The 17923-nt window shown below is 70.9% G+C and carries 17 protein-coding genes and 1 pseudogene; 10 read left to right on the plus strand and 8 right to left on the minus strand.

The window, feature by feature from the left end; genetic code table 11:
- Positions 1 to 90: 90 nt before the first annotated feature.
- From AMK34_RS02125 to AMK34_RS02140, 4 genes are all read right to left on the minus strand, one after another.
- Entirely contained in the window at positions 91 to 537 is a 447-nt protein-coding gene (locus AMK34_RS02125) for a hypothetical protein (RefSeq protein WP_073842553.1), read from the minus strand.
- An 84-nt stretch (positions 538 to 621) separates the two neighbouring features.
- A complete protein-coding gene (locus AMK34_RS02130; RefSeq protein WP_038514510.1) occupies positions 622 to 1797 on the minus strand; it encodes a 4-hydroxybenzoate 3-monooxygenase in 1176 nt (391 codons plus the stop codon).
- A 32-nt stretch (positions 1798 to 1829) separates the two neighbouring features.
- Positions 1830 to 2600 (minus strand): IclR family transcriptional regulator, encoded by a 771-nt coding sequence (locus tag AMK34_RS02135; RefSeq protein ID WP_073842555.1) that lies wholly within the window; start codon positions 2598 to 2600, stop codon positions 1830 to 1832.
- Positions 2601 to 2612: 12 nt separating this feature from the next.
- Positions 2613 to 3851 carry an ArsB/NhaD family transporter gene (locus tag AMK34_RS02140; protein ID WP_083649717.1) on the minus strand — a complete coding sequence of 413 codons (1239 nt, stop codon included), beginning with the start codon at positions 3849 to 3851 and terminating at the stop codon, positions 2613 to 2615.
- A gap of 71 nt (positions 3852 to 3922) precedes the next feature.
- Here AMK34_RS02140 and AMK34_RS02145 point away from each other — a divergent pair, with 71 nt between their 5' ends.
- Complete coding sequence (locus AMK34_RS02145) at positions 3923 to 5146, plus strand: FAD-binding protein (RefSeq protein WP_073842559.1); 1224 nt, start codon at positions 3923 to 3925, stop codon at positions 5144 to 5146.
- On the opposite strand, the gene AMK34_RS02150 is transcribed toward AMK34_RS02145, so the two are convergent.
- Complete coding sequence (locus AMK34_RS02150) at positions 5143 to 5493, minus strand: hypothetical protein (RefSeq protein WP_073844509.1); 351 nt, start codon at positions 5491 to 5493, stop codon at positions 5143 to 5145. The two genes, AMK34_RS02145 and AMK34_RS02150, sit on opposite strands and share 4 nt — an antisense overlap.
- Before the next feature lie 111 nt (positions 5494 to 5604).
- Here AMK34_RS02150 and AMK34_RS02155 point away from each other — a divergent pair, with 111 nt between their 5' ends.
- A complete protein-coding gene (locus AMK34_RS02155) occupies positions 5605 to 6783 on the plus strand; it encodes an aminotransferase-like domain-containing protein (RefSeq protein ID WP_241832663.1) in 1179 nt (392 codons plus the stop codon).
- 216 nt (positions 6784 to 6999) lie between these two features.
- Here AMK34_RS02155 and AMK34_RS02160 read toward each other — a convergent pair whose 3' ends face one another.
- The gene (locus AMK34_RS02160) at positions 7000 to 7704 is read right to left on the minus strand and encodes a FadR/GntR family transcriptional regulator (RefSeq protein ID WP_073842563.1); all 705 of its coding nucleotides are present in this window, start codon (positions 7702 to 7704) and stop codon (positions 7000 to 7002) included.
- Between the two features lie 145 nt (positions 7705 to 7849).
- On the opposite strand from AMK34_RS02160, the gene AMK34_RS02165 reads away from it, so the two are divergent.
- From AMK34_RS02165 to AMK34_RS02180, 4 genes and pseudogenes are all read left to right on the plus strand, one after another.
- Positions 7850 to 9127: an SLC13 family permease gene (locus AMK34_RS02165; RefSeq protein WP_073842565.1), complete on the plus strand. Its 1278-nt coding sequence runs from the start codon at positions 7850 to 7852 to the stop codon at positions 9125 to 9127.
- Positions 9128 to 9138: 11 nt separating this feature from the next.
- The gene (locus AMK34_RS02170; protein ID WP_073842567.1) at positions 9139 to 10554 is read left to right on the plus strand and encodes an acyl-CoA synthetase; all 1416 of its coding nucleotides are present in this window, start codon (positions 9139 to 9141) and stop codon (positions 10552 to 10554) included.
- Positions 10547 to 11804, plus strand: a pseudogene (locus AMK34_RS43895) (carboxyl transferase domain-containing protein). Before AMK34_RS02170 ends, AMK34_RS43895 begins: the two are co-directional and overlap by 8 nt.
- 10 nt (positions 11805 to 11814) lie before the next feature.
- On the plus strand, positions 11815 to 12636 hold the full coding sequence (locus tag AMK34_RS02180) for an SGNH/GDSL hydrolase family protein (protein WP_073842569.1): 822 nt from the start codon (positions 11815 to 11817) through the stop codon (positions 12634 to 12636).
- On the opposite strand, the gene AMK34_RS02185 is transcribed toward AMK34_RS02180, so the two are convergent.
- Entirely contained in the window at positions 12617 to 13549 is a 933-nt protein-coding gene (locus AMK34_RS02185) for a helix-turn-helix domain-containing protein (protein WP_073844511.1), read from the minus strand. The two genes, AMK34_RS02180 and AMK34_RS02185, sit on opposite strands and share 20 nt — an antisense overlap.
- A 99-nt stretch (positions 13550 to 13648) precedes the next feature.
- Here AMK34_RS02185 and AMK34_RS02190 point away from each other — a divergent pair, with 99 nt between their 5' ends.
- Positions 13649 to 14650 (plus strand): saccharopine dehydrogenase family protein, encoded by a 1002-nt coding sequence (locus AMK34_RS02190; RefSeq protein ID WP_073842571.1) that lies wholly within the window; start codon positions 13649 to 13651, stop codon positions 14648 to 14650.
- Here the strand turns inward: AMK34_RS02190 and AMK34_RS02195 are convergent.
- Entirely contained in the window at positions 14640 to 15140 is a 501-nt protein-coding gene (locus AMK34_RS02195) for a D-alanyl-D-alanine carboxypeptidase (RefSeq protein WP_073844513.1), read from the minus strand. The two genes, AMK34_RS02190 and AMK34_RS02195, sit on opposite strands and share 11 nt — an antisense overlap.
- 154 nt (positions 15141 to 15294) lie before the next feature.
- Between AMK34_RS02195 and AMK34_RS02200 the strand changes: the two genes are divergently transcribed.
- From AMK34_RS02200 to AMK34_RS02210, 3 genes are read left to right on the plus strand one after another with little or no spacing between them, the layout of a single operon-like run.
- Positions 15295 to 16029 (plus strand): response regulator transcription factor, encoded by a 735-nt coding sequence (locus AMK34_RS02200; protein WP_038514478.1) that lies wholly within the window; start codon positions 15295 to 15297, stop codon positions 16027 to 16029.
- On the plus strand, positions 16026 to 17432 hold the full coding sequence (locus AMK34_RS02205; protein ID WP_073842573.1) for an ATP-binding protein: 1407 nt from the start codon (positions 16026 to 16028) through the stop codon (positions 17430 to 17432). Before AMK34_RS02200 ends, AMK34_RS02205 begins: the two co-directional genes overlap by 4 nt.
- Positions 17429 to 17890 (plus strand): GerMN domain-containing protein, encoded by a 462-nt coding sequence (locus tag AMK34_RS02210; RefSeq protein ID WP_038514473.1) that lies wholly within the window; start codon positions 17429 to 17431, stop codon positions 17888 to 17890. Before AMK34_RS02205 ends, AMK34_RS02210 begins: the two co-directional genes overlap by 4 nt.
- Positions 17891 to 17923: the final 33 nt, after the last annotated feature.

Consider the following 17923-nt stretch of genomic DNA (forward strand, 5'->3'; position numbering starts at 1 on the left):
CAACTTCGTGAGTACATGAAGGGGTCCTTCATGTACTCGCGCGGGCCCAAATGGCACCCAGCGGTGAAGCCTGCGAGGCAGCGGATGACGTTAGCTCGGCGGCTGCTGTGCTTGAGGGTTGGGCTGCGGCTGAACCTGCGGGGCATAGCCCGGCTGAGGCGCCATCGGGTAGTTGACAGGCGGCGCGAAGCCCTGCTGCGGCCGGGAAGGACGGCCGCTCTTGACGACCGCGATCGCGACCAGCAGCCAGGAGAGCAGTGAGGCGGTGTCGAACACGATGGCGACCGCCAGGTAGATCGTGCGGATGCCGTCGACGGACAGGCCGCCGGACTCGACCCAGTCCGACACGCTCAACGACAGGAACTGCCACACGATGGCCAACACCGTCGTGACGAGCATGACCGCGAAAGCGGCCACCATCAGACCGGAGACTCCCCGGGCGCGTCCCTTGACCGAGACGATCAGGCCGAGTAGGCCGACCGCGAGTTGCAGTACCAGGGGGATGGTCTCGATACTCGCGAACGTTAAGGGTGACATGCCTGCCTTCCACAGCTCTCCGCCGGAGATCGGGACGTCCGGCCACGCGGGGGCGATCCTATGCGGTGGCAACGCCTCGTGTGGTCAGAATCCGATGGGCAGCCCCGCGTAGTTCTCCGCGAGCCCGGCGCGGCCCGCTTCGCTCCGTGCCAGCCACTGCAGCTGCGAAAGCTGCAACTGCCGGTCGAACGGATCGTCCGAACGGTGCAGCATCGTCGTCATCCACCACGAGAAATGCGTACACCGCCAGACCCGGCGCAGCGCGGTGTCGGAGTAGGCGTCAGCGAGGGTGAAGTCCTTGTCCCGCACCAAAGCGGCGAGCGCGGGGGCGAGGAGGGCGACGTCGGCGACGGCGAGGTTGAGCCCCTTGGCGCCGGTGGGCGGCACGATGTGGGCGGCGTCGCCGGCGAGGAAGAGACGGCCGTGCCGCATGGGCTGCTGCACGAAACTGCGCATCGGCAGCACACTCTTGTCGGTGATCGGTCCCGGCGTGAGCGTCCAGCCGTCCTGGCCGTGGCCGAGCCGGGTCGCGAGTGCCTCCCAGATCCGCTCGTCGGACCAGTCGCCGATGTCGGTGCCGTTGGGCACCTGCAGGTACAGCCTGCTGACGGTGGCCGAGCGCATCGAGTGCATGGCGAAACCGTCGGGATGCCAGGCGTAGATGAGCTCGTCGGTCGACGGGGCGACGTCAGCGAGGACGCCGAGCCACGAGTAGGGATAGGTGCGCTCCCAAGTCTGCTTCGCGGCGTCGGGGATCGCGGTGCGGCAAGGCCCGAACGAGCCGTCGCAGCCGACGACGACGTCGGCGTCGAGCCGCTGCTGTACGCCGTCCGCGTCGGTGAACGTGACGTACGGCCGGTCGGTTTCGATGTCGTGCACGGCGGTGCCGGTGACCTCGTAGTGGATCTGTTGCCCGGCCGCCTCACGCGCCTTGCCGAGGTCCTTCGTCACTTCGGTCTGGCCGTACACGGTGACGCTTCGCCCGACCAGGTCCACGAAGTCGAGATGGTGCCGTTCCTCCGGCCACTGCAGGTAGATCCCACGGTGCTCGTCGCCCTCCCGGTCCAGCCGGTCGCCGAGACCGGTCTCGCGAAGGAGGTCCACTGTGGACTGTTCGAGGATGCCCGCCCGGATCCGCGCCTCGACGTACTCGCGCGAGCGGGTCTCCACGAGCACCGATTCGACCCCCGCCAGATCGAGCAGATGCGACAGGAGGAGTCCGGCCGGGCCGGCGCCGACGATGGCGACTGGGGTACGCATGACCGGAGTCTGGTCGCGTGGCGGCCGAAGGCCTAGTGTTCGCTTCCACTCAGTGAAACCCGCAGGCTTCGGCCGATCCCGGCGGCCGCGACCTGGAGCGCGGCGATCAACCTTGCCCGGCCGCGGCTCAGATCCGGGACGACCAGGCCGAGCGCGGCGACGACGTCGCCACCGGACGGCCGGATCGGGACGGCGACCGAGCAGGCGCCCCGGCTCATCTCCTCGACGGTCTGCGCGTAACCCTCCCGGCGGACGCGTCGCAATTGTTCGCGCAGGCGGCCTGGTTGAGTGACGGTGTACGGCGTGACGCGGGTCAGCGAGGCGAGCACCTGACGCTGGACGTCCTCCGGCGCCCAGGCCAGCAGGACCTTCCCGACCCCGGTGGCGTGCAGCGGCAGCCGTCCGCCGATCCGGCTGACGACCGGTACGGACGCGTTCCCGGACAGCCGGTCGAGGTAGAGCACCTGGTCGCCGTCCCGCTCGCCGAGGTGCACGGTGGCACCGGTCGCGCCGTAGAGATCCTGGAGGAACGGAGCGGCGACCTGCCGCAGTTCGAACTGCACGGGCGCGAGCAGCCCGAGGTCCCACAGCCGCCTGCCGACGGCGTACCGATCTTCGCGCCGCTCCAGTGCGCCCAGGCCCACGAGATCGCGCGCGAGCCGGTGCGCGGTGGGCAGCGGCAGGCCGGCGCGGTTCGCGAGTTCGGTCAGCGACAGCTCGCGATGGTCGACGTCGAAGGCGCCGAGCAGCGCGAACGCCCGCGAGACGACACCGGCGCCGGGCGTGGACAGATTGCCGGGCATGCGCTCATGCTCTCACTGAGTGGAAGTCAAGGCGAGGCCGAGCCACAGGCCGGCGACGGCGAGCACGATGGACGCCGGAACGGTCAGCAGCCCGAGCCGCGTGAACTCGCCGAGATCGGGCCGGGTGTCGTGCCGGTGCAGGATCCTCCGCCACAACAACGTCGCCAGCGAGCCGACGTAGGTGAGGTTCGGCCCGAGGTTGACGCCGATCAGCACGGCCAGCACCACCGGTGTCCCGCCCGCGGTGGCCAGTGGCAGCAGCACGAGCACCGCGGGAAGGTTGTTGATCAGGTTGGCGAGGACGGCCGCCACCGCGGCGGCACCGAGCAGGGCGAGGAACGAAGTCGACGTCGGCACCAGGTGGCCGAGTGCCTCGTCCAGTCCGTTGTCGACCACGGCGCGGACCACGATCGCCAGCGCCAGTACGAAAGCGACGAAGGGAATGCTCGCCGAGCGGACGATCGCGGCGGGGGAGGTCCGCCGCTGCGCGAGCGCGCGGCAGGCCAGGACGGCGGCTCCGGCGAACGCGGCCCACGCGGGGCTGACGTCCATCAGCGACGTGACGACGAAACCCGCCAGCGTCAGCCCGAGCACGACCAGGACGAACGTCGGGACCTTCCCGGCCGCGACCACCTTCCCGCCGCGGGGCCGGGCCGCCAGGTCGGCGGCGAAGAACCGGCGGAACACCAGGTATTCGGTGAGGACCGCCGCGAGCCAGGGCAAGGTCATCAGCGCGGTGAACCGCAGGAACGAGATCCCGGTCGCGGCGACGGCGAGCAGGTTGGTCAGGTTGGACACCGGCAGCAGCAACGAGGCCGAGTTCGCCAGATGCGTGCAGGCGTAGGCGTGCGGTTTGGCCCGCGCGCCCATCCGCGCGGCGGTGGCGAACACGACGGGGGTCAGCAGGACGACGGTGGCGTCCAGGCTGAGCACCACGGTGACCGCCGCCGCGACCGCGAACACCGCGGGCAGCAGCCGTCGAGGCTTCCCCCGGCTGAACCGCGCCATGAGCGTTCCCGCCGCTTGGAACAGCCCTTCGTCGTCGCACAGTTTGGCCAGGACGAGCACCGCGGCGAGGAAGCCGACGACCGGGGCGAGCCTGGTGACCTCGTCGAGCGCGTCGGGGAACGAGATCGCACCCGCCACCAGCACGATCCCGGCGGCGGGGACGGCGGCGACCGCCTCCGGGAGGCCGCGTGGCCGGATCACCGCGAAAGCCAGGACGATCAGCAGGAGCGCGATGGACACCACCTCGCCGGGAATGCCGGTCAGCGTGAACCTCCTCGGTGTCGAGCCGCCCTCGGCAATCTAGGCTGGGCCTGGTGGGCGAGACGAACTGGGCGGGCAATCAGACCTTCACCGCGGAGCGGATCGTTCGCCCCCGCGATCTCGACGAGGTCCGGGAAACGGTCGCCCGGGCGGTCGCGGTCAAGGCTCTCGGCAGCAGGCACTGCTTCAACGACATCGCGGATTGTCCGGGTGGTGTCCTGCTCGACCTGTCCGCGCTCGGCACGGAGGTCGTCCTCGACCCGGAGTCGGCGACGGTCACGGTGCCCGCGGCGGCCCGCTACGGCGACGTCGCCGTCCAAGTGCACGCGGCCGGTTTCGCGCTGGCCAACCTCGCTTCGCTGCCGCATTGCACCGTGGCGGGCACTGTCGCGACGGCGACCCACGGTTCCGGGCGGCGTAACCAGAGCCTCGCGTCCGCCGTGTCCGGTTTGGAGCTCGTCACCGCCGATGGCGAGGTGAGGACGTACTCCCGGCACGACGGGGTCGTGGTCGGACTCGGTGCGCTGGGGGTGGTGACGCGGCTGACCCTCGATCTGGTGCCGTCCTTCGATCTCCGCCAGGACGTCTTCGACGGCCTGCCCTGGGAGTCGGTGTACGAGCACTTCGACGAGATCCAGGACGCGGGTTACAGCGTCAGCCTGTTCACGAACTGGGCCCGCGACGAGGTCGACCAGGTCTGGGTCAAGGGGCCCGGGCGGCCGGGCGCGGACTTCTTCGGCGCGAAGGCGGCGGACGGGCCGCGGCATCCGGCCCACGCGGCGGGCATCCCGGCGGACAACTGCACGCGGCAGCTCGGGGTACCGGGTCCGTGGCACGAACGGATCCCGCATTTCCGCCTGGATTTCACGCCCAGTATCGGGAACGAACTCCAGACCGAGTACTTCGTGCCCGTCCGGCACGCCGTCGCGGCGATGGAGGCGCTGCGCGCCATCGGCGACCGCCTGGCACCCGTCCTGCTCACCTCGGAGATCCGCACGGTCGCGGGAGACGAGCTGTGGCTCAGCCCGTTCCACGGCGGCGACCGGGTGGCGCTGCATTTCACCTGGCTGCCGGACGAGGACGCGGTCCGGGCGCTGTTGCCCGTCATGGAGGACCGGCTGGCGCCGTTCGACGTCCGGCCGCATTGGGGGAAGCTGTTCCACCGCGCGGCCGATTACCCGAAGCTGGGCGATTTCCGGGCGCTGGCCACCGAACTGGACCCGGACGGCAAGTTCCGGAGCCCGTTCGTCCGGCGGCACGTGTTCGGGGAGGGCTAGTCCGACTGCGACCAGGCCGCGACGGGCAGCGCGAGATACACACCGACGTCGTCGATGCCGGTCGCGGACTCGATGCTCGTGCGCAGCAGGTCCACCCGCTCCTGACGGTTGTCCGCCCGGCTCGGGAACCACTTCGAGCGGACCTCGACGAGGAGGTCGAGTCCGAAGCGGTCGAACGGTCCGGGGGTGCGGAAGCGCAGTTCGACGTCGCCCGGCTGGAGGTCGCCGTCGTAGGGCTCCTCGGGGCATTCCACCGCGACGGACACGAGATGCGGCAGGACCGAGCCGAGTTCGCGCAGTTTGGCTTCGGGAAGGTGGGGCGCGTAGGTGATTTCCACGAGTGGCACGAACAACAGCCTAGGGCAGGCGAAACTGCTATCGTGGCGGTAGTTGCCTGCTCGCACGGGAAGATCCCCGGCTGCTGCACTGGGGTCGCACGTTTCTCCCGAGGAGCTTCCATGTCTCTTCCCCTCGCCCGTCGTATGGACGGCGTCACCAGTTCTCCCGTGCGCGACCTGCTCGCGCTCACCGCCCGTCCGGGCGTGATCTCGTTCGCCGGCGGCGTGCCCGCGCCGGAACTGTTCGATGTGGACGGCCTCCGTACCGCCTTCGACCGGGCGCTCGCGGACGGGCCCGCCCAGCGCGCCCTGCAGTATTCGCCCACCGAAGGGAATCCGCGGCTGCGTGAGCTGCTCGCGGAGCGGCTGTCCGGTCGCGGAGTCCCGACCACTGTGGACGATCTCCTGATCACCACGGGTTCGCAGCAGGGCCTGCAACTGCTGAGCACCGCGTTGCTCGACCCCGGCGCCACCGTGCTGGTGGAAGAGCCGGTGTACCTCTCGGCGCTGCAATGCTTCCAGCTCGCCGAGGCGCGGATCGTGCCCGTCCCCGGTGACGAGGAAGGGATCGACCCGGTCGCACTGGACGAGATCGCCGCCAGGGAACGGCCTTCGCTGCTGTATCTCGTCCCGACGTTCTCGAATCCGTCCGGGCGCACGGTCAGCCCGGAGCGGCGGCGTGCGCTCGCGGAAGTGATCGCGCGCCACGGGTTCTGGCTCGTCGAGGACGACCCGTATCACGAACTCAGGTATCGCGGCGAACGCGAGGAACCGCTGTCGGCCCGCCCGGAGCTCGCCGGGCGCACGATCTACCTCGGCACCTTCTCGAAGGTGATCTCCCCGGGGATGCGGCTGGGCTGGTTCCGGGCACCGAATGAGCTCCTGCGGCGCGTCACGATCCTCAAGCAGGCGACCGATCTGCACACGTCGACCATCGATCAGGCGGCCGCGGCCGAGTATCTGGCCGCCGCGGACCTCGACGCGCACGTGCGGCGGTTGTGCGCGACCTACCGCGTGCGCCGGGACGCGATGATGGCCGAACTGCCCGCGATCACGCCGCCCGGAACGACCTGGACCGACCCGGACGGCGGGATGTTCGTCTGGGTCACCCTTCCCAGTGGTGCGGACACGGACCGGCTGCTGCCCGAGGCGCTGCGTCACGACGTCGCTTACGTGCCGGGCTCGGCGTTCCAGGTGGGGGAGCCGGACCGGTCGGCGCTGCGGCTGTCGTTCGCCTCGCACGGGCCGGAGATGATCGCCGAAGGGTTGCGGCGGTTGGGCAAGGTCTTGTCGCCCTGATCGCCGGGTCCCGGTTTTCGGCACCTTCCGCAGTGCGCGGATGGACGACACGCGTGATCAGCGGGACGACACGCGTGTCCAGAGGGACGCCTCGCCGTGTCGTCCAACCAATCACGCGAGTCGTCCATCGGCTCACGCGCGTCGTCCATCGGCTCACGCGTGTCGTCCGTCCAGTCACGCGAAACGGCCAACCCTGCACAGGGGTGTCCTCGTGCGTTAGTCGGCCTGCGGATCCCAGGTCAGCAGGCGGACCTTGCTGACGGTCTGGACGTGCTGCCGCATCGCGTTCGCGGCCGCCTTCGGGGCGCCCGCCCGGATCGCCTCGGCGATCTTCTGGTGCTGGCTCAGCGAACGCCACGGCCTGCCGGGCTGCCGCAGCGACTCGTTCCGGCTTTCCGCGATCTGCGTGTCGATCGAGCGCATGAACTCGGCGAGGAGGGCGTTGTTCGCGGCCGCGGTGATCGCTTCGTGGAACCGTCGGTCGCCTTCGGCGCCGTGCCCGCCGTCCTCGATCTCGGATTTCATGAACTTCAGCGCCGCGTCGATGGCGGCGAGATCCTCGTCCGATCGCCGCAGCGCGGCCAGTTCCGCCAGTTTGGTCTCCATCGCTTCCCGGGCTTCGAGCACTTCCGGAAGCCGGCTGCGACGGGCGACGAGTTCGTCGACCGGCTCGACGTCGAGGTGATCGTTGCGCAGGTACGTGCCCCCGCCATGGCGTGACTCCAGCAGCCCCTGCACTTCGAGCACGACGATCGCCTGCTTGATCGACGCACGGCTGACCCCGAGCCGCTCGGCGAGATCGCGTTCGCTGGGGAGCTTGTCTCCCGCGTGCAGGCCGGACTCCTCGACGTGCGCCTTGATCCGCTCGACGACCTGCTCGTAGAGCTTCGCCCGGTTCAACCGGCTCAACGCCTCCGGCACTCGGTCCCCTCCCTTGACTGGACAAGTGGCTCAGCCAATTTACCACTCATCCCTTGACAGGGTGAGCCACTCACAGGGAAAGTGGCTCAGCCACTAGTCCACTCGGCCACTCGCCAGGGGGCTCCCGCCGTCAAGGAGGACGGTCATGTCCGCCCAGCTGATCTCGATCCTCGTCCTCGTGGTGATCTTCGCGCTCGCCACGACCCGCTCGATCAACATGGGGGCGCTGGCCTTCGCCGGCGCGTTCCTCGTCGGCACCCTCGCCGGTGGACTGGATACCGACGGCATCTTCGCCGGTTTCCCCGGCGACATCTTCGTGGTGCTGGTGGGGGTCACCTACCTGTTCGCCATCGCCAGGGCCAACGGCACCACCGACTGGCTGGTGGCCGCGGCCGTCCGGCTGGTCGGCGGCCGGATCGCGCTCATCCCGTGGGTGATGTTCGTGGTCACCGGCGCGCTGACCGCGATCGGCGCGGTGAGCCCGGCGGCCTGCGCGATCGTCGCGCCGATCGCGCTCGGTTTCGCCGCCCGCTACAAGATCAGCCCGCTGCTCATGGGTGCCATGGTGGTGCACGGCGCGCAGGGCGGCGGATTCTCGCCGATCAGCGTCTACGGCTCGATCGTCAACGGGATCGTCGAACGCAACCACATCGCCGGCAGCCCCGTCGTGCTGTTCTTCGCCAGCCTGGGCATGAACCTCGCCATCGCGGGCGTCCTCTTCGTCGTCCTCGGCGGGACCAAACTGCGGCGCCGCCAGCTCGTCACGGCGGGCGCGGGCGGAGCCGGGACCGACGAGGAGCCGCTGCCGCACGAACAGCGCATTCCCTTGGACGGCCCCAAGATCGTGACGCTGACCGGGTTGATCGCGCTCGTGGTCGGCACCCTGGTGCTCGACCTCGACCCCGGGCTGACCGCGATCACCGTCGCCGTCCTGCTCAGTGTCGCGTGGCCCAAGACCAGCCGTTCCGCGGTCTCCGAGATCACCTGGCCGACCGTGCTGCTGATCTGCGGAGTGCTGACCTACGTGGCGGTGCTGAAGGAGATCGGCACCATCGACTACGTCGGCAACGCGGTCACCACCGTCGGGATCCCGCTGCTCGCGGCGCTCCTCCTGTGCTACATCGGCGGTGTCGTCTCGGCCTTCGCGTCTTCGGTCGGGCTGATGGGCGCGCTGATCCCGCTCGCCGTCCCGTTCCTGGCGCAGGGCACGATCGGGCCGGTCGGCATGATCGCCGCCCTCGCGGTCTCGGCGACGATGGTGGACGTCAGTCCCTTCTCCACCAACGGCGCGCTCGTCCTCGCCAACGCGAAGGACGTCGACCGCGACAAGTTCTTCAAACAACTTCTGGTCTACGGGGCGCTCGTGGTGGCCGTCGTGCCCCTGATCGCCTGGCTCGTGTTCGTCGTGCCCAACTGGGGCTGAGGAGGAAATCCATGCTGTCCGGACTGACCGCCGGGAACGACCGCGTCGCCCTGCGCTTCGGTGACGAATCCCTGACCTACGGCGAACTCGCGTCCGTCGCGGGCCCGATCGCCGCGGGGCTGGCCGGTCGCACGCGGGTCGCGGTGTGGGCGACACCGACGCTGCGGACCTGTGTCGCGATCGTCGCCGCGCTGACCGCCGGAGTCCCGGTGGTGCCGATCAACCCGAAGGCAGGGTCACGCGAACTGGCGCACATCATCGCCGACAGCGCGCCGGATCTGGTGCTGGCCGAGCCGGGGGTCGCGCTTCCGCCGGAACTCGGTGCGCTGCAACGTGTTCCGGTCGAGCTCGACGTCGCGGGCACGCCGTGGCGAGGCGACGAACCGGATCCGGAGGCTCCGGCGTTCGTCATCTACACGTCGGGCACCACCGGCCCGCCGAAGGGCGTCCTGCTCCCGCGTCGCGCGGTGGCGTCGAATCTCGACGCGCTCGCCGAGATCTGGGACTGGACCGAAGCTGACGTCCTCGTGCACGCCCTCCCGCTCTTCCACGTGCACGGCCTGATCCTGGGCGTGGTCGGTCCGCTGCGGCGGGGCGGCTCGCTGCACCACCTCGGGCGGTTCTCGAGTGAAGCCGCCGCGAAGGAACTCGCCGGGGAAGGCACGGTGCTCTTCGGTGTCCCGACGATGTATCACCGGCTGGCGGCCGACTGCGAGGCCGACCCCGCGCTGGCCGCCGGGGTGGGCTCGGCGCGGCTGCTCGTGTCGGGTTCGGCGGCCCTGCCCGCGACCGACCACGAGCGGATCACCGCCGCGACCGGGCAGCGCGTCGTCGAACGCTATGGCATGACCGAGACACTCATGAACTGCGGTGTCCGCGCCACGGGGGACCGGCGGCCCGGTGCGGTCGGCCCGCCGGTGCCCGGCGTCGAACTGAGGCTGGTCGACGACGCCGGTGAACCGCTCGACGGCGAGACGGTCGGCGAGATCGAGGTCCGCGGACCGAACCTGTTCCTCGGCTACCTGAACCGGCCTGACGCCACGGAAGCCGCGCTGCACGACGGCTGGTTCAAGACCGGAGACATGGCGATCCGTGATCCGGACGGGTACGTGCGCATCGTCGGCCGCCGGGCCACCGACCTGATCAAGAGCGGCGGCTACAAGATCGGCGCGGGAGAGATCGAAAACGCGCTTCTGGAGCATCCGGGGGTCGCCGAAGCGGCCGTCACCGGGGAGCCGGACGACGACCTCGGCGAGCGCATCGTGGCCTGGATCGTCCCCGCCGCGGACAAACCGACGGCGGCCGAACTCGCCGACCACGTCGCCGGACTGCTGTCACCGCACAAGCGGCCGCGGGTGGTGCGCTACCTGGAAGCGTTGCCCCGCAACGAGATGGGCAAGGTCCTCAAGCGGGCGCTCCATGACTGACCCGCTGGGCTGGGACGGTTACGCCGATTCCCTGGCCCGCGCCAGGGAACGCACGGGCACGGACGAGTCGGTCGTCTGGGAGCGGGCGAAATTCGGCGGCCACGACGTCGTGACGATCCGCTTCGAGTTCGGCTTCCTCGGCGGCTCGGTCGGCACCGGCACCGGCGCGCTGCTCGAAGAGGCGCTCGATCAGGCCTGCGCACATCGGCTGCCCGTCGTTTCGCTGCTGTCCACGGGCGGCACGCGGATGCAGGAAGGCGTTCCCGCGCTGCGGCAACTGCAGCGGATCGCCCGCGGTCTCGCGCGGTTGCGGCAAGAAAGCCTGCCGCACATCACCGTCGCGCGACACCCCACCACCGGCGGCGTGTGGGCGTCCCTCGGCGCCGACGCCGATGTCGTGCTCGCCGTGCCCGGCGCCCAGGTGGGCTTCGCCGGACGCCGGGTCCGGCCACCGCGGTACGCGGACGATCCCGCCTATACGGCGGAAAGCCAGTACGCGGCCGGCTATGTCGACGAACTGGTGACCGAGGACGCGATCGCCGACCGGCTGGAGGTCTGGCTCGGCCTGCTGACCGGCCGTTCCCGCAACCGTCCGGCGGAGCTGCCCCGCGCGCTCGGCGCCCTGGATCCCGCGCCGGACGGCTGGCAGGCAGTCCAGCGCGCCCGGTCGGCGGACCGGCCCCGGGCGGCCGCTTACCTCGACGACTATTTCGACACCCGCGTCACCCTCCGGGGCGGCGTCGACGACGGCGCCCTCTGCGGGATCGGCGGCCGGGGCGGACGGGCGATCGCGTTCGCGGCGCAGACCGGGACGCCGACCACTCCGGGCGGTTTCCGGTCGGCGACCCGGCTGATCCGCCTCGCCGACCGGCTGGGATTACCGGTGCTGACGCTCGTCGACACCCCGGGCGCCGCCGCCGATCCGGCCGCGGAGACCGGCGGCGCCGGGGAACGCGATCGCCGAGCTGTTCGGCACGATCGCGGCGGCCGAGGTGCCGATCACCACCCTGGTGATCGGCGAGGGAGGATCGGGCGGCGCGCTCGCCTTCTGTTCGGCGGACCGGATCTGGCTCACCCCGGACGCCTGTTTCTCCGTCATCGCCCCGGAACTGGCGGCCGGGATCCTCAAGCGGGGCCACGAAGACGTCCCCGCCCTCGCCGACGCGCTGAAGCCACGCCCCGAAGATCTGCTCGCCCTCGGTGCCATCGACGGCATCGCGGGATCGGAACCGGTCACCTTTACGAGATAAGGGGTTCGACATGTTCAAGCGGATATCCGCCGCGGTGCTCGCCGCGGCCTCGGTCGCACTTCTGGCCACCCCGCCCGCGCAGGCGGACGCGCCTGCCCGCTACGTCGCCATGGGCAGCTCCTTCGCGGCGGGGCCGGGAATCCCACCGCAGCAACCAGGAACCCCGGCGGCGTGCGGACGTTCGACGAAGAACTACGCGAGTCTCGTCGCCGGGCAACGCGGTCTGGCCCTCACCGATGTCACCTGCAGCGGCGCGACGACGGCGAACATCCTCACCGCCGGACAGGCCGGGCAGCCGCCGCAGATCGAGGCCGTCACCCGGGACACCCGGCTCGTGACGATCACCATCGGCGGCAACGACGTCGGCTACGTCGGGAGCCTGTTCACCTACGGCTGCCAGAACACCGGCGGCGCGAACTGCGGCCAGGTCGACCGGAACGCCGTCCGCACGGCGCTCACCACGGTGCACGAGAAGATCGGCGCCGTCGTCGCGGCGGTCCATCGGCGCGCGCCGCGGGCACGGGTGCTGGTCGTCGACTACCTGACGATCGTTCCGGGCGACAGGCCCGCCTGCGACGGCGTTCCGCTCACGCCGGAGCAACTCGCCTTCGAACGCGAGGTGGCGGACCGGCTGGCGGCGGCGACCCGGCGGGCGGCGCGCGACGAGCGGGCCACCCTGATCCCGGCGGCCGCGGCCAGCGCCGACCACGACGCCTGCGCCGCCGTTCCGTGGATGGAGCGCTACACGACCGCGCAAGGCCGCGTGCCGTACCACCCGAACGAGGCAGGGATGGCGGCCGTCGCGGACCTGATCACGGCACGGCTGCGCTAGCCGCGCGGAAGGTGCGGCGGTAGCTGTCCGGCGGCACACCGACCGTCCGGTTGAAGTGCCGCCGCAAAGTGGCGGCAGTGCCCATCCCGGTGGCCTCCGCGATCAGGTCGACGCTGTCGTCGGTCCGCTCCAGGAGTTCCTGCGCGCGGCGGATGCGCTGGGTCAGCAGCCAGCGGAGCGGCGTCGTGCCGGTCGCCGACCGGAAATGCCGGGCCAGGTTGCGGGAACTCATGCTGGCCTGCCGTGCGAGGTCCTCGACGGTCAGCGGCCGGTCCAGCCGCTCGGTGATCCAGGGGAGCAGCCCGCCGAGCGGATGGTCGTCCTGGTCGGGAACCGGGGTGGTGACGAACTGGGCCTGCCCGCCCGCGCGGTGCGGCGGGACGACCAGACGGCGGGCGACGGTGTTCGCGACCGCCGAACCGTGGTCGCGACGGACCAGGTGCAGGCACAGGTCCATCGCGGCGGCCTTGCCCGCCGAAGTCAGCACGCTGCCGTTGTCGACGTAGAGGACGTCGGGATCGACCTCGACCGAGGGATACCGGGCGGCGAGGACGTCGGTGTGCGCCCAATGCGTGGTCGCACGGCGGCCGTTGAGCAGGCCGGCGGCCGCCAGGACGAACGCGCCCGTGCACAGGGAGGCGACCCGCGCGCCCGCCTCGTGGGCGGCACGGACGGCCTCGACCAGGTCCGCGGGCGGATCGACGTCGATGTCGGCCCAGCCGGGGACGATGACGGTGCCGGCGCGCGCGAGGCGATCGAGCCCGTGATCCGGTTCGAGCAGGAAACGCCCGACCTTCACCGGCTCCGCGCCGTAGACCCCGAATTCGTACAGGCCCGTGTCGAAGACCTCGTGGGCGATGGACAGCTCGAACTGCAGCATGCCGTCCGTGGCGGCGAGGGCGACCGTACTCATGTCCGAAAGTGTACGCATGATGGCGTTCCGGACACTGTCGATCGGCGGGCTCCGCCGACAGGATGGTCCACAGTGGATCAACCGAGGGCAGGAGAAACCATGGGTACGTACGACGTCGCGGTGTTCGGGGCCTACGGGCACACCGGGCGGTTCGTGGTGGCGGAATTGCGCGAGCGGGGCTTCGGCGTGCTCGCGGTGGGGCGCGACGAGGCCAAACTGCGCGGCCTGCCCTGGTCCGACGTCGAGATCCGCCAGGCTTCGGTCGACGACCCGGCTTCGCTCGACCGCGCGTTCGCGGGCGCGGACGCGGTGATCAACGCGGCCGGGCCGTTCGCCGACACCGCAGCACCGGTGATCGAAGCGGCGCTGCGGGCCGGCGTCCCGTACCTGGACGTGGCCGCGGAACTCGAAGCGAACATGGACACCTTCGAGGACTTCGGCGACCGTGCCGGGGGAGCGACGGTGATCCCGGCGATGGCGTTCTTCGGCGGGCTCGGCGACCTGATGGTCACCGCCGCGATGGGTGAGTGGACTTCCGCGGACGAAGCGCATATCGCGTACGCGCTGAGCAGCTGGCATCCGACGGAGGGCACCCGCGCGGCGGGCAAGGTTTCGCGGGAACGGCGTGACGGCAAGCGGATCCGGTTCTCCGGCGGCCGGATCGAACGCCGCGAGGACGCGCTGCCGGAGCTGGACTGGGACTTCCCCGCGCCGTTCGGGACCCGCGCCGTGCTCGGCGAGTTCACGATGGCCGACGTCGTCACCGTCCCGAGTCACCTCGACATCCCCGAAGTGACCACGTACATGACCGTGAACGCGGCCCGCGAGGTGGTGACGCCCGAGACGCCGACACGTGCCGCGGACGGCCCGTCCGCCGAGGAGTTCGTGGTCGACGTCGTCGTGCGGTCCGGCGGTGAGGAACGGCGGATCGTCGCGCGGGGCCAGGACATCTACGCGATCACGGCGCCGCTGGTGGTGGAGGCCGTGCAGCGCGTGCTCGACGGGCGGGTCAAGGCCACCGGGGTCGTGTCGGCGGGCGAGATCTTCGACGCGCCAGGCTTCCTGGCGGCGCTGGCGCCGCGGATCACCGTCACCGGCTGACACCGGCCTGCCAGCCCGGATGCGGCAACCGTGCGGGCGGAGCCTCGTCGGGCCGGTACTCGAAATGCCACCATTCGTTGTCGTAGATCCGGTAGAGGGCGAAGCGGGCGCCGTGGTCTTCCAGCCACTGCGCGCCCTCGCGCGGCCGGACGTCCAGCGCGGTGCCTCGGACGTGCGCGGAATCCTTCGGCGGCAAGACCCGCTTCCGCCCGGCCTCGGCGAGGAACAGCCGATGCTGCTCGGCGGCGTCGCGATGTCCCGAGGTGACGCCGAGGAGCGTGCGATGCCGCCAGAACGCCTCGGTCCTGGCGTCGGTGAACGCGGCGAGCGTTCCGGGGGTGAGCCCGGCGAGGTTCTCGGCGGGGAAGCGCAGCGACAACGCCCATCCGCAGGCGAGACGGCGGGCCTGGCCGGGGGAGGCCAGCCACGCCGGGATCAGCAGCAGTACCGCGAGGACGCGGGTGATCGCCGCGAGCACGAGTTCTTTCATGCCGTCAACGGTCGCCGCCGCCTGTCCGAACCCGATCGCGGCGAAGTGCGCGGACGCCGACGAAAATGTCACCGTTCGGCACGGTTCACGTCGTGACGCAACGATGACATTCCGTGGACGTTCCGCGGAAACAGGGCGGGCACCATGGCGTGTCATGGACGAGCGGATTCCGTCCGGCGCTGCGATAGTCGTCGGCATGCCCAGGGTGCTGCTCATCGAGGACGACCAAGCCGTGCGTGACGGGCTCAGCATGGCGCTGGGCGGACGCGGCCACGCGGTCGACGCGGTGGCCACCGGCGAGGAGGGCCTCGCCCGGCTCGCGTCACGGCCGCCGGACATCGTCGTGCTGGACCTCATGCTGCCCGGACTCGACGGCTTCGAGGTCTGCCGCCGCATCCGCGCGGCGGGCGATCTGCCGATCATCATGCTCACCGCGCGCAACGAGGACATCGACGTGGTGGCCGGGCTCGCCGCCGGCGCGGACGATTACGTGGTCAAACCCGCCAGGGCCCAGGTGCTGGAGGCCAGGATCCGCGCGGTGCTGCGCCGCACCGGGCAACCGGCGCCCGCGGTGCCCGCGCCCGTCGAGATCGAGCGTCACGGCGATCTCGGCATCGACCGTGCCGGGCTGACGGTGACCAAGGCGGACAAGCCGCTCGCCCTCGCCCCGACCGAACTGCGGCTGCTGCTCGAACTCACCCAGGTCCCCGGACGGGTGCTCAGCCGCCAGTACCTGCTGGAAAGCGTGTGGGAGCACGGCTACTTCGGCGATTCCCGCGTCGTCGACGCCTGTGTGCAGCGGCTGCGCGCGAAGATCGAGGACGACTCGTCCGCGCCGGTGTACGTGCAGACGGTCCGCGGGTTCGGCTACCGGTTCGGGCCGCTGTGAAGCTTGGGGGTCTGCGCACCCGGCTGCTCCTGGCGTTCAGCCTGCTGGTCGTGATCACCGCGGCGACGGTCGCCGGAGGCGGCTACGTCCAGTCCCGGACCCTGATCCTTCAGCAGGCTCAGGACGCCACCGCCCGCGTGCTGGTCGACAAGGCCACCGCGCTGTTCCCGCTCGGCCCGCTGCCGCCGGGTGACGGGACGCTGAGCCGGATCAGCGGCGAGCTGTCCGATCGTCAGCTGAGCTCGCTGGTCCTGTTCGAGGACAGGGCCAGCGGGAACCAGCAGATGCGGTCGCTGATCTCGCCGGAGCTTCGCGAGCGGGTCCGGGCCGGAAACGTCGCCTGGCAACGGGTCGACGCCGGCGGCACGCCGATGCTGGTGGTGGGCACGAGATTCACGGTGTTGCTTCCCGGTGGGCAGCAACGGGATTCGGGTATCGAGGCCTATATCGCGCGCAGCATGGTGCCGGAGGCGACGAGTATCGACGAACTCGCCACGCGCGCCTGGCTGATCGGCGGCGTGGCGCTCGTTTTCGCCATCGGGCTGGCGCTGCTGGCCGCCCGCGGTGTCCTGCGGCCGGTGCGGGAACTGGGTGACGCGGCGCGGCGGCTGGGCGAGGGCGACCTGCAGGCGCGGGTCGGCGTCCGCGGCTCGGACGAACTGGCCGGGGTGGCGCGGACGTTCAACGAGACGGCCGAATCGCTGGAACGCCACGTCGGGGAGCTGGAACGGATGGAAGCCGACGCGCGGCGGTTCGTCGCCGACGTCTCGCACGAACTGCGCACCCCGCTGGCCGCGATGACCGCGGTCGCGGACGTGCTGGAGCAGGAGGCGTCGAGTCTGCCGGGGGACGCCGGGCGCGCGGCGAAGATGAGCATCGAGGAGACGCACAACCTGACGCGGCTGGTGAACGACCTCATCGAGGTCTCCCGCTTCGACGCCGGGGCCGCCGCGCTGGCACGGGAAGAGGTCGACGTCGCCGAGGTGATCACGGCGAGCCTGCGCATCCGGGGCTGGACGGGCGAGGTGGAGGGAGATCTGCCCTCCGGGATCTTCGCCGAGTGGGATCCCCGGCGGGTGGACGTCATCGTGGCGAATCTGGTCGGGAACGCGTTGCGGCACGGGGAAAAGCCGGTCTCGCTCCGGCTTTCCGAAGCGGGGGAGCAGATCACGGTGGAGGTCTCGGATCGTGGTCCCGGACTGGCGCCCGAGGTCCTGCCGCACGTGTTCGACCGGTTCTACAAGGCGGATTCGGCGAGGGCGCGGTCCGGCGGCAGTGGACTCGGGCTGGCGATCGCCTGGGAGAACGCCCGTCTGCACGGCGGGATGTTGAGCGCGGCCAACGGTACCGACGGTGGCGCGGTGTTCACCCTGCGCTTGCCACGGCGGGGAGGGACAGCATGAGGAAGACCTGGCTCGCGGCACTTCTGCTCGTCTCGACGGTCGCGGGTTGCGGCGTCCGGCCCAGTGCCGTGATCGCCGGCGCGCCCGCACCGGTGGGGCCCGCCAACGCCGCGGTGCTCTACTTCCTGTCCGGTGGGCAACCGGTCCGGGTGCTGCGCCCGCTCGCCGAGGAGTTGCCCCCGGCGAGCCCCGTCGACCTGCTCGCCGCCGGACCGGACGAGAGCGAGCGGGAACGGCAATACACCACGGAAGTCCCGACCGGCACGGCGGTGCTGGACCAGACGCCCGCGCCGAACGGGGTCACGGTGACGCTGTCGGTCGGCGTCGCCGGGTTGTCGTCGAAGGCGGTCGATCAGATCGTGTGCACCGCCAGGGATTCCTTCGGTGGAAGCGCGCAGATCACGTTGCAGGGCGGGGGATCCGTGCGCGGCCCGCTGTCTTGTCCCTTGCCTGGCTAGCGTGCGTGACGACTGTCCGTGAAGGCCTCCTTG

This window comes from Amycolatopsis sp. CB00013, from assembly GCF_001905755.1.
Lineage (GTDB): Bacteria > Actinomycetota > Actinomycetes > Mycobacteriales > Pseudonocardiaceae > Amycolatopsis > Amycolatopsis japonica.